13 protein-coding genes are annotated in these 13873 nt (G+C 60.6%); 5 read left to right on the forward strand and 8 right to left on the reverse strand.

The features are described 5' to 3' along the window. Window positions 1-28: 28 nt before the first annotated feature. Complete coding sequence (locus ACMXYH_RS10810; RefSeq protein WP_415767063.1) at window positions 29-985, reverse strand: LysR family transcriptional regulator; 957 nt, start codon at window positions 983-985, stop codon at window positions 29-31. A 127-nt stretch (window positions 986-1112) separates the two neighbouring features. On the opposite strand from ACMXYH_RS10810, the gene ACMXYH_RS10815 reads away from it, so the two are divergent. Continuing rightward, window positions 1113-1847 (forward strand): sulfite exporter TauE/SafE family protein, encoded by a 735-nt coding sequence (locus tag ACMXYH_RS10815; RefSeq protein WP_415767064.1) that lies wholly within the window; start codon window positions 1113-1115, stop codon window positions 1845-1847. Here ACMXYH_RS10815 and ACMXYH_RS10820 read toward each other — a convergent pair. After that, on the reverse strand, window positions 1837-2691 hold the full coding sequence (locus ACMXYH_RS10820) for a LysR substrate-binding domain-containing protein (RefSeq protein WP_129436971.1): 855 nt from the start codon (window positions 2689-2691) through the stop codon (window positions 1837-1839). The two genes, ACMXYH_RS10815 and ACMXYH_RS10820, sit on opposite strands and share 11 nt — an antisense overlap. A gap of 95 nt (window positions 2692-2786) precedes the next feature. On the opposite strand from ACMXYH_RS10820, the gene ACMXYH_RS10825 reads away from it, so the two are divergent. Then, complete coding sequence (locus ACMXYH_RS10825) at window positions 2787-3002, forward strand: DUF1127 domain-containing protein (protein ID WP_415767065.1); 216 nt, start codon at window positions 2787-2789, stop codon at window positions 3000-3002. Between the two features lie 64 nt (window positions 3003-3066). Next, a complete protein-coding gene (locus ACMXYH_RS10830) occupies window positions 3067-4296 on the forward strand; it encodes a winged helix-turn-helix domain-containing protein (protein WP_415767066.1) in 1230 nt (409 codons plus the stop codon). Between the two features lie 123 nt (window positions 4297-4419). Here ACMXYH_RS10830 and ACMXYH_RS10835 read toward each other — a convergent pair whose 3' ends face one another. Further along, window positions 4420-5766 (reverse strand): class II 3-deoxy-7-phosphoheptulonate synthase, encoded by a 1347-nt coding sequence (locus ACMXYH_RS10835; protein ID WP_076027974.1) that lies wholly within the window; start codon window positions 5764-5766, stop codon window positions 4420-4422. A gap of 149 nt (window positions 5767-5915) precedes the next feature. Between ACMXYH_RS10835 and ACMXYH_RS10840 the strand changes: the two genes are divergently transcribed. Further along, the gene (locus ACMXYH_RS10840) at window positions 5916-6671 is read left to right on the forward strand and encodes a spermidine synthase (protein WP_046053999.1); all 756 of its coding nucleotides are present in this window, start codon (window positions 5916-5918) and stop codon (window positions 6669-6671) included. A 110-nt stretch (window positions 6672-6781) separates the two neighbouring features. Here ACMXYH_RS10840 and ACMXYH_RS10845 read toward each other — a convergent pair whose 3' ends face one another. After that, complete coding sequence (locus ACMXYH_RS10845; protein ID WP_415767067.1) at window positions 6782-7573, reverse strand: crotonase/enoyl-CoA hydratase family protein; 792 nt, start codon at window positions 7571-7573, stop codon at window positions 6782-6784. Window positions 7574-7651: 78 nt separating this feature from the next. Continuing rightward, window positions 7652-7885 carry a hypothetical protein gene (locus tag ACMXYH_RS10850; protein WP_415767068.1) on the reverse strand — a complete coding sequence of 78 codons (234 nt, stop codon included), beginning with the start codon at window positions 7883-7885 and terminating at the stop codon, window positions 7652-7654. A gap of 110 nt (window positions 7886-7995) precedes the next feature. On the opposite strand from ACMXYH_RS10850, the gene ACMXYH_RS10855 reads away from it, so the two are divergent. Next, window positions 7996-9669, forward strand: a complete 1674-nt coding sequence (locus tag ACMXYH_RS10855) for a DEAD/DEAH box helicase (RefSeq protein ID WP_129436966.1) — start codon at window positions 7996-7998, stop codon at window positions 9667-9669. A gap of 258 nt (window positions 9670-9927) precedes the next feature. Here the strand turns inward: ACMXYH_RS10855 and ACMXYH_RS10860 are convergent, their stop codons facing one another. The 3 genes from ACMXYH_RS10860 to ACMXYH_RS10870 form a co-directional block, all read right to left on the reverse strand. Continuing rightward, window positions 9928-12081 (reverse strand): mechanosensitive ion channel family protein, encoded by a 2154-nt coding sequence (locus ACMXYH_RS10860; RefSeq protein ID WP_415767069.1) that lies wholly within the window; start codon window positions 12079-12081, stop codon window positions 9928-9930. A gap of 77 nt (window positions 12082-12158) precedes the next feature. After that, window positions 12159-12335 (reverse strand): hypothetical protein, encoded by a 177-nt coding sequence (locus ACMXYH_RS10865; protein ID WP_165353224.1) that lies wholly within the window; start codon window positions 12333-12335, stop codon window positions 12159-12161. A gap of 198 nt (window positions 12336-12533) precedes the next feature. Beyond that, entirely contained in the window at window positions 12534-13823 is a 1290-nt protein-coding gene (locus tag ACMXYH_RS10870) for a M18 family aminopeptidase (protein ID WP_046047516.1), read from the reverse strand. Window positions 13824-13873: the final 50 nt, after the last annotated feature.

The raw sequence follows: 13873 nt of genomic DNA on the forward strand, positions 1-13873 counted from the left end.
AATCTTTAATGCACCAGACAATTCTAGCCTAGTGCCGGTCGAGGGTACTTTGCAGGGCCAGATCCCACGGCGGGATCGGGCTGAAGCGGGTTTTCAGGTATTCCAGCAACAAGCGACTGCGGGGATTGGGTTGTTGCTCAAGGCGCAAGGCATAAATGCCGGTCGTTTCCGGTGGTGGCAGGCCGTGTTCGCAGAACAGCGGAAGCAGTTCACCGCGTAACAGGTATTCGCTGGTCAACCAGGTTGGCAAGTGCGCGATACCCAGCCCGGCCAATGCACCGCAGACCAAAGCCTCGGCATTGTTGGCACTCATGCGGATGCGCGCCGGGCGGTGCAAGTGCATCTGCTCGTCCCGCTCGAAACGCCAGGCGAACGGCGGAGCCAGGCCATCCCAGTCGAGGCCATCATGCTCAATCAGTTGCGCCGGATCGGTCGGCACACCACGCCGTTGCAAATACTCGGGGCTGGCACAGGCGATGCGCACCATGCTCGCCAGCGGCGTGGCCACCAGCCGGGTATCGGCCATTTGCCCGGCGCGCAGCACCAGATCGACCCTGCCCAGATTCAAACCCTGCATGTCGACGAAACTGTCGATCAGGTGCAGTTGCACATCGAGGCCGGGGTAGAGCATCAGAAAATCGGCAATCACCGGCGCCAGATGTCGCCGTCCGAATGCTGCCGGTGCATCGATCCGAATCAAGCCTTCCGGTGCGCTGCTCAAGGATACCGCTTCAGCCCGAGCCAGTCGCAGTTCAGCCACGATACGCCGTGCGCGCTCGGCAAACGCCAAACCCGCCGGGGTAGCGCGCACCGCGTGGGTGCTGCGAATGAACAACTGGCTGCCGACGGCGTTTTCCAGACTGTCGATGCGCCTCGCCACCGCCGAAGGGGTCAGGGGATGGCGGCGGGACTCGGCGGAAAAACTGCCGGTTTCCAGCACGTCGAGGAACAGACCCAGTTGTTCGGTCAATTGATTGGGGTTCATGGTGTTGTCAGCGCTTGTGCGAAGTTGGCACAGCCATTGTGCGTTGCTATGCGTTTCCCCGCCAGCGTCGACTGCGTAGGATGAACAGCCTGACGTGAGGGGAAAATCGCCTGTGATTGAGTTTTTGATGTACCTGGTCTTTGGTGCCGCCCTGGGCACCCTCGGTGGGTTATTCGGCATTGGCGGTGGTTTGATCGCGATTCCGCTGCTGGGCGTGTTGTTCGGCCTCGATCAGCAGATTGCCCAGGGCACGGCGCTGGTGATGGTGGTGCCCAACGTGATGCTGGCGCTGTGGCGTTATCACCAGCGCAACCGGATTGAATTGCGCCACGCGCTGCCATTGGCTTCGATGGGGTTCTGTTTTGCCTGGATCGGCTCGATCTGGGCGGTGGGCATTGATGCGCAAACCATGCGTGTAGGATTTGTTGCGTTCCTGATTGCCCTGTCGGCCTACAACCTGGTGCGAATGTTCTGCGCCAACGCGCCAGCGTCTGCGCAGATGAATTATTCATGGCCATGGCTGGGCGTACTCGGCGCCGCCTCCGGCACCATGGGTGGGTTGTTTGGCGTGGGCGGGGCGGTGGTGGCAACGCCGGTGCTGACCAGTCTGTTCGGCACCAGTCAGGTGGTTGCGCAGGGATTGTCGCTGGCGCTGGCATTGCCGAGCACGGGCGTCACGCTGGTGACTTACGCGGTGCACCATCAGGTGGACTGGATGATCGGCCTGCCCTTGGCAGTGGGTGGTCTGCTGAGCATCAGCTGGGGCGTGAGGATCGCCCACGCACTGCCGGAGCGACTGCTGCGCGGGTTGTTCTGTGGTTTCCTGGTGCTCTGCGCGGTGATGCTCGCCCTTAAAGTTTGAAGCCTTCGACGATGTGTTCGGCCAGGCACTCAGTGATCGGCGATGGGTTGTGCAGGTTGCGCACCAGCATGATGCTGGCCTCGGGCAGAATCGGCAGGTCTTCGGCTTCACCGAGAATGCGCATGTCCGGGGTGACAAGGCTTTCCAGCTGCGCGGTCACCGCCAGGCCTGCACTGACCACCGCCATGATTGCCGACAGGCTGTCGCTGTTGTACGCCACGCGATAATCGCGACCCATGGCATCGAGCGCATTGCAGGCCCACAGCCTGCAGAAGCAATCACTGTTGAACATCGCCAGCGGCAGCGGCGTTTGCTCATGGGCGCTGAAACATTGCGCCTCGGCCCAGACAAAACGCTCCTTGCGCAGCAACTGGCCGATTTCGTTGCCCGGTTCGCGGGTGACGATGGTCAAGTCCAGGTCCTGGCGCAGCAGCAATTGTTTTGATGATTCGCAGTGCACCTCGATCTGGATCAGCGGATACGTTTGGGCAAATCGCCGCAGAATCCCCGGCAAAAACCGCATCACGTAATCGTCCGGCGTACCAATGCGCACCATGCCGACCATGTGCGGCTCGCGTAACGTATTGAACACCTCGCTGTGCAGCTTGAGGATGCGCCGGGCATAGCCGAGCAACACCTGACCCTCAGCCGTCAACCGCACCTGCCGTCCGTCGCGCTGGAATAATTGACGCTGCAACACATCCTCTTCCAGCCGCTTCATCTGCATGCTCACGGCGGACTGAGTGCGGTTGACCAACTCGCCGGCGCGGGTAAAACCGCCCTGGTCGGCAATGGCGACAAAGGTGCGCAGCACTTCGGTATCGATACTGGGGTAGGCAGACATTCATCAATCTCCGAGATGTGTTACATCAGAAACATTCGTTGGATTGATCTTAGCCCCAGCGCGACACTTGAGCCATCCAAACGGAGGGCAACAAGATGAAAGGTCAACATGAACATCCAGCCGTAGAAAAACACTCGATCCACCTGGTATCCGATTTGCTGCACAAATTCAGCCGCTGGTACGAACTTCACCGGGAGCGCGAGCTGCTGGCGAGGCTGAGCGACGAAGCGCTGAAGGACATTGGCATGAGTCGTGCGGATGTAGAGTTCGAGTCGGTCAAACCGTTCTGGAATGACCCGATGCACAAATGAGTCATACACAACTACACAAACCGTCTCCCGGTGAGGTAGGTTGCGAGCAGACAAGGAGATGCTCATGCCCGCAACACTGTCCTTTTCCCTCAAACAGGCTCGGCGTTTGGCGCTGGCCGCCCAAGGGTTCAACGGGCGCCAGCCGCCAGCGGCGATCAAACCGGTTCAGCTCAATCGTCTGATCGAGCGGCTGGGCATTCTGCAGATCGATTCGGTCAATGCGTTGGTGCGTTCGCACTACCTTCCCCTGTTTTCCCGCCTCGGCAATTACTCATCCGACTTGCTCGACCAGGCTGCCTGGAGTTCGGGCCGGCGGCGCACGCTTTTCGAATATTGGGGGCATGAAGCCTCGTTGCTGCCCTTGTCGATGTACCCGTTGATGCGCTGGCGCATGCTGCGCGCGACCCGCGGCGAAGATATCTATCAGCAACTGGCACGTTTCGGTCGGGAGCAGCAGGACACGATTCGCCGGGTGCTGTCCTCGGTTCAGGAGCTGGGCGCGCTGGGTGCCGGAAGCCTGTCGTCCCGTCAGGAACGGGCAGGACCGTGGTGGGACTGGAGTGCGGAAAAGCATGCGCTGGAATGGTTGTTCGCCGCCGGTGAAGTGACCGTGGCCGGGCGGCGCGGGTTCGAGCGGCTTTATGATCTGCCGGAGCGGGTGATTCCTACGGCGATTCTTGCGCAGCCGCTGCTGTGTGAGGCCGAGGCCCAGCGCGGCCTGTTGCTGCATGCCGCGACAGCGTTGGGCGTCGGAACAGAAAAAGACCTGCGGGATTACTTTCGCCTGAGTCCCGGTGATGCCCGTCCGCGCTTGGCGGAACTGGTGGAGGCGGGTGAGTTGCTGGCGTGCGAAGTCCAGGGCTGGCGGCAACCGGCCTATTGTCTGCCTGAGCCGAAAGTGCCGCGCAAGGTCGAGGCCAGCGCCTTGCTTTCACCCTTCGACTCACTGATCTGGGAACGCAGTCGCACCGAGCGCCTGTTCGATTTTCGCTATCGGCTCGAGATTTATACGCCGCAGGACAAGCGGGTCTACGGCTATTACGTGTTGCCGTTTTTGCACAATGAGCGGATTGCCGCGCGGGTGGATCTGCGCGCCGAGCGGGCGTCGGGCAGGCTGGCGGTGCACGCTGTGCATGAGGAAGAGCTGGGGCTGGATGACGAGGGGATGCTGGCGTTGGCGGTTAATCTGCGGCGGATGGCGGATTGGCTGGGGCTTGAGCGGGTTCAGTTGAATTGCCCGCGGGCGAGTGCGGCGCGGTTGCGGGTGGCATTGGCTCAGATTGATAGTGACTGAGCTGGCGCCTTCGCGAGCAAGCCCGCTCCCACATTAGACCGCGTCCGTTTGGACAACTCGGTCAACTGTGGGAGCGGGCTTGCTCGCGAAGGCGGTCTATCAGGCAATGAGTGGCTTACTGACTCAGCGCCGGACTTGCTTCAGCGTTTCAGCAATAAGAAACGCCAACTCCAGCGACTGATCGGCATTCATCCGCGGATCGCAATGGGTGTGATACCGGTCCGACAACCCGTCTTCGGTAATCGGCCGCGCACCACCTATGCACTCCGTGACATTCTGCCCGGTCATCTCGATGTGGATGCCGCCGGCATACGTGCCTTCCGCTTCGTGAACCTGGAAGAACTGCTTCACTTCGCCAAGGATCTGCGCAAAGTCGCGGGTCTTGTAGCCGCTGCTCGCCTTGATGGTGTTGCCGTGCATCGGGTCGCAACTCCACAGCACTTGCTTGCCTTCGCGCTGCACGGCACGGATCAGTTGCGGCAGGTGATCGCCGACCTTGTTCGCACCCATCCGCGCAATCAGGTTCAGACGGCCCGGATCGTTGTCCGGGTTGAGCACGTCGATCAGGCGAATCAGGTCTTCAGGGTTCATGCTTGGGCCGACTTTGACCCCGATCGGGTTGTTCACGCCACGCAGGAACTCGACGTGAGCGCCGTCGAGTTGACGGGTGCGGTCGCCGATCCACAGCATGTGCGCCGAGCAATCGTAGTAATCGTTGGTCAGGCTGTCGCGACGCACGAAGGCTTCTTCGTAGTTCAGCAGCAGGGCTTCGTGGGCGGTGAAGAAACTCGTTTCGCGCAGTTGCGGCGAGCTGTCCATGCCGCAGGCGCGCATGAACGCCAGGGTTTCATCGATGCGATCGGCCAGGTGGCTGTACTTCTCGGCCAGCGCCGAGTTAGCGATGAAGTCCAGGTTCCACTTGTGCACCTGATGCAGGTCGGCAAAACCGCCCTGGGCGAAGGCGCGCAACAGGTTCAGGGTTGCGGTGGACTGGTGGTAGGACTGGAGCAAGCGCTCCGGGTCCGGCACGCGGCTTTTTTCGTCGAAACCGATGCCGTTGACGATGTCGCCGCGGTAGGCCGGCAGGGTCACGCCGTCGATGGTTTCGTCGTTAGCCGAACGCGGTTTGGCGAATTGCCCGGCCATGCGCCCAACCTTGACCACCGGGCAACCGGCGGCGAAGGTCATGACGATCGCCATTTGCAGCAGCACCTTAAAGGTGTCGCGGATTTTCGCGGCGGAGAACTCGGCGAAGCTTTCAGCACAGTCGCCGCCCTGCAGCAGAAACGCGCGGCCCTGGGTCACCTCGGCAAACTGACGGCGCAACTCCCGGGCTTCACCGGCAAACACCAGCGGCGGATAACTGGCCAGCGTTTGCTCGACGTGCAGCAAATGCGCTGCGTCGGGGTAGTGGGGTTGTTGCTGGATCGGCAGGGCGCGCCAGCTGTCAGGGCTCCAGGGTTGGCTCATCACGGTCTCTAGTGTTTTACGCTCGGACTGTCATGTTATCAGCAATTAGTGCGTGACCTGTTCCCGTCGCTTCGCGGACAATCGCGCTTTTGCCGCGCCACTCCGCGGTTTTAGTACGTTGCCGGGCACGGCGACGATCAGGAGACGAAATGACTGAGGAGCGCGTCGAGCATCTGCTCGCCGAGGTACAGGATGAGTTCGGCGTGATTCGCGTGCTGGAAGTGGCCGATTACCGTTTTCTCGAGTTCGGTGATGCCATCGAACAGAGCTGCGTGTTCACGGCTGACCCGAGCTGGCTCGAATACGATTACACCCGGGCGATGCTGATTGGCGCGTTGTGCCACGAGCAGCCGGAAAGCGCGCTGTTCCTCGGTCTCGGAGCCGGCACCCTGACCCAGGCCTGCCTCAAGTTCCTGCCGCTGGAAGACGTCGAAGCCATCGAACTGCGCCCCGACGTACCGCGCCTGGCCATTGAATACCTTGGGCTGGATGATGATCCGCGGCTGTATATCCGGGTGGGCGATGCGCTGGAACTGCTCGATACCGCTGAACCGGCGGATCTGATTTTCGTCGACCTCTATACCGATGTCGGGCCGGGTGTCGGGCATCTGGCGTGGAATTTCCTGGAAAACTGTCAAAAACGCCTGAACCCGGGTGGCTGGCTGGTGATCAATCAGTGGGCTACCGATGACGGCAAACCGTTGGGCGCCGCCTTGTTGCGCGGGCTCTATCACCGGCATTACTGGGAACTGCCGGTGAAGGAGGGCAACGTGATTCTGATCGTGCCTTCGGAGCTGGATCAGGAACTGGACATGGACGGCTTGATCGCCCGCGCTGAAGGGCTGGCGCCGCGCTTGGGGTATTCGTTGCAGTCGTTGATCAAGGCGATTCGCCCCGCGACCTAAGTTGTCGTCTGCAATGGCCCCATCGCGAGCAAGCTCGCTCCCACATTGGAATGCATTCCCCTGTGGGAGCGAGCTTGCTCGCGATGGCGTTCTATCTGCCAATACAAATCTCAAACCCCTTTGAAGACGCCGGGTCGCTTTTCGATCATCGACCGCACGCCTTCCCTGGCATCCTCACTGGCCAGCAACTTCTTCACCAGCGGCGGCAAATCCCGCGCTGCCGCTGTTTCCCCTTCATAACGCGCCTGCCTTGCAGACATCAGCGTCGCCTGAACCCCAAGCGGCGCCTGCCGGGCAATCCGCTCAGCCAACTCAATCGCCCGTGGCAGCAGATCCTCACTGGCCATGACTTCCTGCACCAACCCCAGGTGCAACGCGTCATGGGCATCGAACTCATCGCCGGTCAGCAGCCAGCGCATGGCGTTGCCCCAGCCAGCGACCTGATGCAGGCGCAACGTGGCGCCGCCGAACGGGAAGATCCCGCGTTGCACTTCTTTCTGGGCGAAGCGGGTGTTGCTGGCGCACAGGTTGATATCGGCGGCCAGCATCAATTCGATACCGATGGTCAGGCAGTAGCCTTGCGCGGCGACAATCACCGGTTTGCTGACTCTGGGCCCGGCGAAAACGCCCCACGGATCACAGCCGCCGGGCGGTGCCTGCCAGCCTTCGGCGAGGGACGCGCTGGCACTGACCAGATCCAGCCCTGCGGTGAAATGCTCTCCATGGCCAAACACCACCGCCACCCGCGCCTCGCTGTCGGCCTCGAACTCGCCATAGGCCAGGCTCAGTTCGTTGAGCAGGTCGAGATCGAAAGCGTTGCGTTTGGCCACCCGATCCAGGCCGATCATCAGGACATGACCGTGCCGTTCACGGCTCACACGACTGGAGCAGGGCTGATTCATGGTGCATTTCCTCGGGCGGGGAAGGGTGTGTCAGACGGCAGGTCTGCGTCACAAGGGTGAACCGTTTTAGCGCGATCGTCAGCAGGGCTGGGCCTTGGAAAAATAGACCGTTGCCCGATTATCCGCAAAGCGTGTGACAGAACGCTGTACACGGCAGTTTTCCGACAAATAAAGCTCCCTTTTTGAGCGAATTCCGGTATAGTGCGCGCCGGCCTTTAACAGGGCCGCGTTTAGGTAGCGCAATTCCCCGAAGTCAGCTTCGGCTGCACGTCCGCACAGCGGACTCTCCCTTGACGAATCTTTTTCATTCATTCGTTTTCGCAAATCCCCGCCGACAAAGCAGCCAGGGCGACTCTTGAGTCTTACACGGCATGCGCAGCTTTGGAGCATGGGTCTTTGCGGATGCACTTAGAGGCAGACCCATGACCCAGGAAACCGGCGGCTTCGCCGCTTTTAATCTTAATCCGAATATTCTTGCAGCCGTCATCGCGACTGGCTACGAAGAACCTTCGGCTATTCAGCATCAATCGATCCCGATCATCATGGCCGGCCACGACATGATTGGTCAGGCGCAAACCGGTACGGGTAAAACCGCTGCGTTCGCCCTGCCGATCCTGCATCGCATCGATCCTGCTAAGCGCGAGCCGCAAGCCCTGATCCTGGCGCCAACCCGTGAGTTGGCGCTGCAAGTAGCAACCGCTTTCGAAACCTACGCCAAGCAAATGCCGGGCGTTACCGTTGTGGCCGTTTACGGCGGCGCCCCTATGGGGCCACAACTGAAAGCAATCCGTAATGGCGCACAGATCGTTGTCGCCACTCCGGGCCGTCTGTGCGACCACCTGCGTCGCGACGAAAAAGTTCTGTCGACCGTGAACCACCTGGTTCTCGACGAAGCGGACGAAATGCTCAAACTGGGTTTCATGGACGACCTCGAAGTTATCTTCAAGGCCTTGCCTCCAACCCGTCAGACCGTATTGTTCTCGGCCACCTTGCCGCAGTCGATCCGTGCCATTGCCGAACGCCATCTGCGCGATCCGCAACACGTGAAGATCCAGACCAAGACTCAGACCGTTACCGCGATCGAACAGGCTCACCTGTTGGTTCACGCTGACCAGAAGACCTCGGCTGTATTGAGCCTGCTGGAAGTTGAAGACTTCGATGCCCTGATCATGTTCGTGCGCACCAAGCAAGCGACCCTGGACCTGGCCAGTGCCCTGGAAGCCAAAGGCTACAAAGCCGCTGCGCTGAACGGTGACATTGCTCAGAACCAGCGTGAGCGCGTGATCGAATCCCTCAAGGATGGCCGTCTGGACATCGTTGTGGCGACCGACGTTGCTGCTCGTGGTCTGGACGTTCCGCGTATCACTCACGTGTTCAACGTTGATATGCCGTACGACCCGGAATCCTACGTTCACCGTATCGGCCGTACCGGCCGTGCCGGTCGCGAAGGTCGTGCACTGCTGCTGGTGACTCCGCGTGAGCGCCGCATGCTGCAAGTGATCGAGCGTGTAACCGGTCAGAAAGTTGCCGAAGTTCGCCTGCCGGACGCTCAGGCTGTTCTCGATGCCCGCATCAAGAAACTGACCAACAGCCTGTCGCCGCTGGTGGCTGATGCCGAATCGACCCACGGTGATCTGCTGGATCGCCTGACTGCCGACATCGGTTGCACCCCGCGTGCACTGGCCGCTGCTCTGCTGCGCAAGGCTACCAATGCTCAAGCGTTGACCCTGGCTGCAATCGAGAAAGAACGTCCACTGGTGCCGAACAACGCACCGCGTGGCGATCGTCCAGAGCGTACCGGTGATCGTCCGGACCGTGGTGATCGTGAGCGTCGTGCTCCGGTTCCATTGGCCGAAGGTCGTGCCCGTTGCCGTACCGCGCTGGGTGCGCGTGACGGTATCGCTGCCAAGAACCTGCTGGGCGCTATCCTCAATGAGGGTGGTCTGGCTCGCGAAGCAATCGGTCGCATCCAGGTGCGTGACAGCTTCAGCCTCGTTGAGCTGCCGGAAGATGGTCTGGAGCGTCTGCTGACCAAGCTGAAGGACACTCGCGTTGCCGGTAAGCAGTTGAAGCTGCGTCGCTACCGCGAAGATTGATCCGCTCTCGGGCTGATTGATCGAACATAAAAAATCCCCGACTGGTTCGGGGATTTTTTTGTCTGCCGTTTGTAGCAGCTGTCGAGCCTGCGAGGCTGCGTTCGGCTGCGGAGCAGTCGTGAAATCAGACACCGCGGTGTTTCAGGCACACCGTGCTTGCAGGTTTTACGACTGCTTCGCAGCCGAACGCAGCCTCGCAGGCTCGGCAGCTGCTACAGGGATCGAGTATCGACGATCTATCAGTGTGAGCCAGAAGGGTTATTCCACTACCGGTCCGCCACCCGCCGTGATCACTTGCACGCTCATGCGTGGCGTCGCCAGATCGAGCCCGGCTTCGTCCAGGTGTCGTTTGAGTGACAGGTTGAACGCGCGGGACACTTCCCACTGCTTGATCGGCGCGGTCTTGAACCGGGCGCGAAGAATCGCGTTGCCTGACTCGAAACTCTCGACACCCTGAATCTCCAGTGGCGACCAGATGTTGCGCCGTTGCAGCGGATCAGTGCGCATCTTCTGACCGACGTCGCGCATCAGTTTGATCGCGTTATCGATGTCCATGTTGGAAGGTATCGCCACCCGGAAAATCGCGTAGCCGAATTCCCGGGAGTAGTTCTTGATGCTTTTGATTTCGCTGAACGGAATGGTGTGGACGATGCCGTCGATGTCCCGCAGGCGCACAGTGCGAATCGTTAATCCTTCGACGGTGCCCAGGTGGCCGCCGACGTCGACGTAGTCGTCGATGGCCAACGAGTCTTCGATAATGATGAACAGCCCGGTGATCAGGTCCGCCACCAGCGACTGTGCACCGAAACCGATGGCCAGACCGATCACGCCGGCACCGGCCAGCAATGGTGTGACGTTCATGCCCATGTTCGCCAGGGCGACGATCAGCGCAATGATGAAAATCGCCACGAACAACACGTTGCGGATCAGCGGCATCATTGTCTGCGCGCGGGCATTTGCCAGGCCTTTGCGCGAGCGGGTGAGGGCGTGGTGCACGGCAGTGTCGCTGAGAATCCAGATCAGCCAGGCAAAAATCAGCGTGCCACCGAGACTGAACAGTTTGACGCTGACTTCATGGCCTTCGCCTTCGGTGAAGCGGATCAGCGACATGCCCCAGACCCGCAGGCCGAGTTCGATGAACGCCAGCCACACCACCAAGTGGGCGAGTGTGTAGAAGAAGCTTTTCAGGCGCTCCGAATACAGTGCATGACGCTTCACGCTGCGCTGTGGTTTGAGTGAGTGGCGGCGCACCAATCCGTTGATGACCATGCACAACACCAGCAGCACGGTGCAGATCAGCGACTGACGCAGTGCGGTGCTGGTGTCGCCGGCCGAGACGAACGTGGCGAACAGGGAAATCCCCACCAGCACCAGCGCCGGCATGTACCAGAAGGTCCCGAGAATTTCGATCGTGTCGCTGAGGGCGCGGCGAGTCAGGCGCCGGGACAGCGGTTGGTTGCGAATCAAGTGGGCGATGGGGCGACGGAACCGCAGGATGAACAGCCCAGTGGACAACGCTGCCAGTACATTGGCGACTGTCGCGGCGGTGTGCGCCAGATGACTGCCAAGGCTTTCGACCAGTCGCGGATCGCTCAGGGCTTCACCGAAGGCGGCGAAACTGCCGATTAGCCACAGCGGCCGAAAGGCTTGATGCCGCAGGATGTACAGGGCGCGGTGGCGGTGTGGGCCGTCAAGCACCGAAAAGGCGATCACGCAGATCGCCGAAAAACAGGTGCCAACCACCAGCGCATAAGCCAGCACCATGGCCAGGCTTTTGCCCAGTGACGAGGGCAGGGCGTAGCTCATGTAGACCGTCATGACCAAGGCAATCAGCCACGGCCCGAGTTTGCGCAGGGCGAAGCGCAACATGTCCAGGGCCTTGGGGTGCTGCGGCAGTTCCTCGGTCAGGCCAAAGCGCATGCGTACTCGGTGGCCGAGCCAGATCAACGCGGCGGCGAGCAAACTCCAGACCATCAGGATCATGGCGAAGGCAAAGATGATCGGCAGCCATTCATTGGTCGGCAGCACCAGCGCTGTCAGTTCATCCTCAGCCAGTTTGAATTCTTCGGACCAGCGAGTGAGAGGGCTGTCCGCGCCTGAAAACTGTTTTTCGAAACTGGCCAGGGTGCCACCGATCAGTCCCAGGACGCCTACTTCGGAGACTGGCTGGGCCTTTTTGGTGACATCGCGCAGTTTCTTCAAATCCGCCAGCAATTTGGAGCGTTGCTGATCGTTCTCCAGCGACTTGATGACTTCGTCCAGGGATTGCCCCAAGGGCTCTTGCGCCTCTGGCTGTTTTGCCGAGCTGTTGAGCAGGCTGGGCAAGCCGACCGCCTGGGCGGGCGCCATAGGCAGCAGCGTCATGAGGCAGACAAGGAACAAACACGGCAGGGCAAAAAGACGAGCGAACACTAGGCGGTCAACCTCGGGATGAGCGGATCGACCGAGTGTACGAGCCCGTCAAAATCAATGCGAGCCAGGGTCAGGATTTATTCGTTGAGTTTGGCGAGGATCTTGAAAATCACGGTGGCGAGGATCATCAACATACCGATCCACATCGCGAACACGCCGACGTTTTTGTCGCGAAAATTGAAGCCGATTGCCAGCATGATCATCCCGGCAAGAATCGGGATCAGCATGGCGTGAAACGAAGACAACGAGATCATGAGCGACTGCCTTGTCGAAAGGGGTATTGAAAGTGTAGGAGCTGTCGAGTGAAACGAGGCTGCGATCTTTTGACTTTGCTATTTAAAAACAAGATCAAAAGATCGCAGCCTCGTTTCTCTCGACAGCTCCTACCAGCTCCTACCAGCTCCTACCAGCTCCTACCAGCTCCTACCAGCTCCTACCAGCTCCTACACGGATTACGGCAACTCGCGGCAGGCGTAAAACGCGCTCAGTACTTTGACCAGGTGCGCCAGATCATGGCTGCCGCACAGTTCACGGATCGAGTGCATGGCGAAGGTTGGCAGGCCGATGTCCACGGTGCGCACGCCCAGGTGGCTGGCGGTGATCGGGCCGATGGTCGAGCCGCAACCCATGTCGCTGCGCACCACGAAGCTCTGAACCGGTACTTCTTCGGCCATGCACAGGTGGCGGAAGAACCCGGCGGTTTCGCTGTTGGTGGCGTAGCGCTGGTTGCTGTTGACCTTGATCACCGGGCCGGCGTTGAGTTTCGGGCCGTGGTTGGCGTCGTGCTTGTCGGCGTAGTTGGGGTGCACGCCGTGGGCGTTGTCAGCCGAGACCAGCAGGGATTTCTGAATGGTGCGCACGAACTCATCACCTTCTGGCAGCAGGCGACGCAGTGTCTGCTCCAGCATCGGGCCGTCGGCGCCGCAGGCCGAGCAGGAACCGACTTCTTCGTGATCGTTGCAGACCAGCACGCAGGTTTCGTCGGTTTCGGTGGTCAGCAAGGCTTGCAGGCCGGCATAGCACGACAGCAGGTTGTCCAGGCGCGCCCCGGCAATGAAGTCGCCATGCAGGCCGATGACCGCAGCGCTTTGGGTGTCGTAGAAGCTCAGCTCGTAGTCGAGCACCACGTCGGCGTTCAAGCCGTGTTCGCGGGCGAGTTGGTCGGTGAGCACGGCACGGAAGTCCACGCGCTCGTCACCGGCAAATTGCGCAAGGATCGGCGGCAGTTCGGTCTGGGCGTTGATCGCCCAGCCCATGTTGGCTTCACGGTTCAGGTGAATGGCCAGGTTCGGGATGATGGCGATCGGCGCCTTGAAGTCGACCAGCTGGCTCTCGACCTTGCCGTCACGGCGGAAGGTCACGCGGCCGGCCAGGGACAGGTCGCGGTCGAACCATGGCGCCAGCAGTGCGCCGCCATAGACTTCGACGCCCAGTTGCCAGAAGCCCTGACGTTGCAGTTCCGGCTGGGGTTTGACCCGCAGGCATGGGCTGTCGGTGTGCGCGCCAACCAGGCGAATGCCGCCGTGCAGGGGCGAATGACGGCCCATCTTGAACGCAACGATCGACGAGTCGTTACGGGTGACGTAGTAACGACCGTTGGCTTCGGTGGTCCATGGCTCGCGCTCGTCAAGGCGTTGATAACCCGCCGCTTCCAGGCGCTGAACAAGGCTGGCGGTGGCATGGAATGGGGTAGGGGAGGCCTTGAGGAAATCGATCAGGCCTTGGTTCAACTCTTCGCGCATAAGTAGCTCCAGACAGCAATGGCGCAAGTTTAACGTATTGGCTCACGGCA

This window comes from Pseudomonas frigoris (assembly GCF_047758635.1).
Lineage (GTDB): Bacteria > Pseudomonadota > Gammaproteobacteria > Pseudomonadales > Pseudomonadaceae > Aquipseudomonas > Aquipseudomonas frigoris.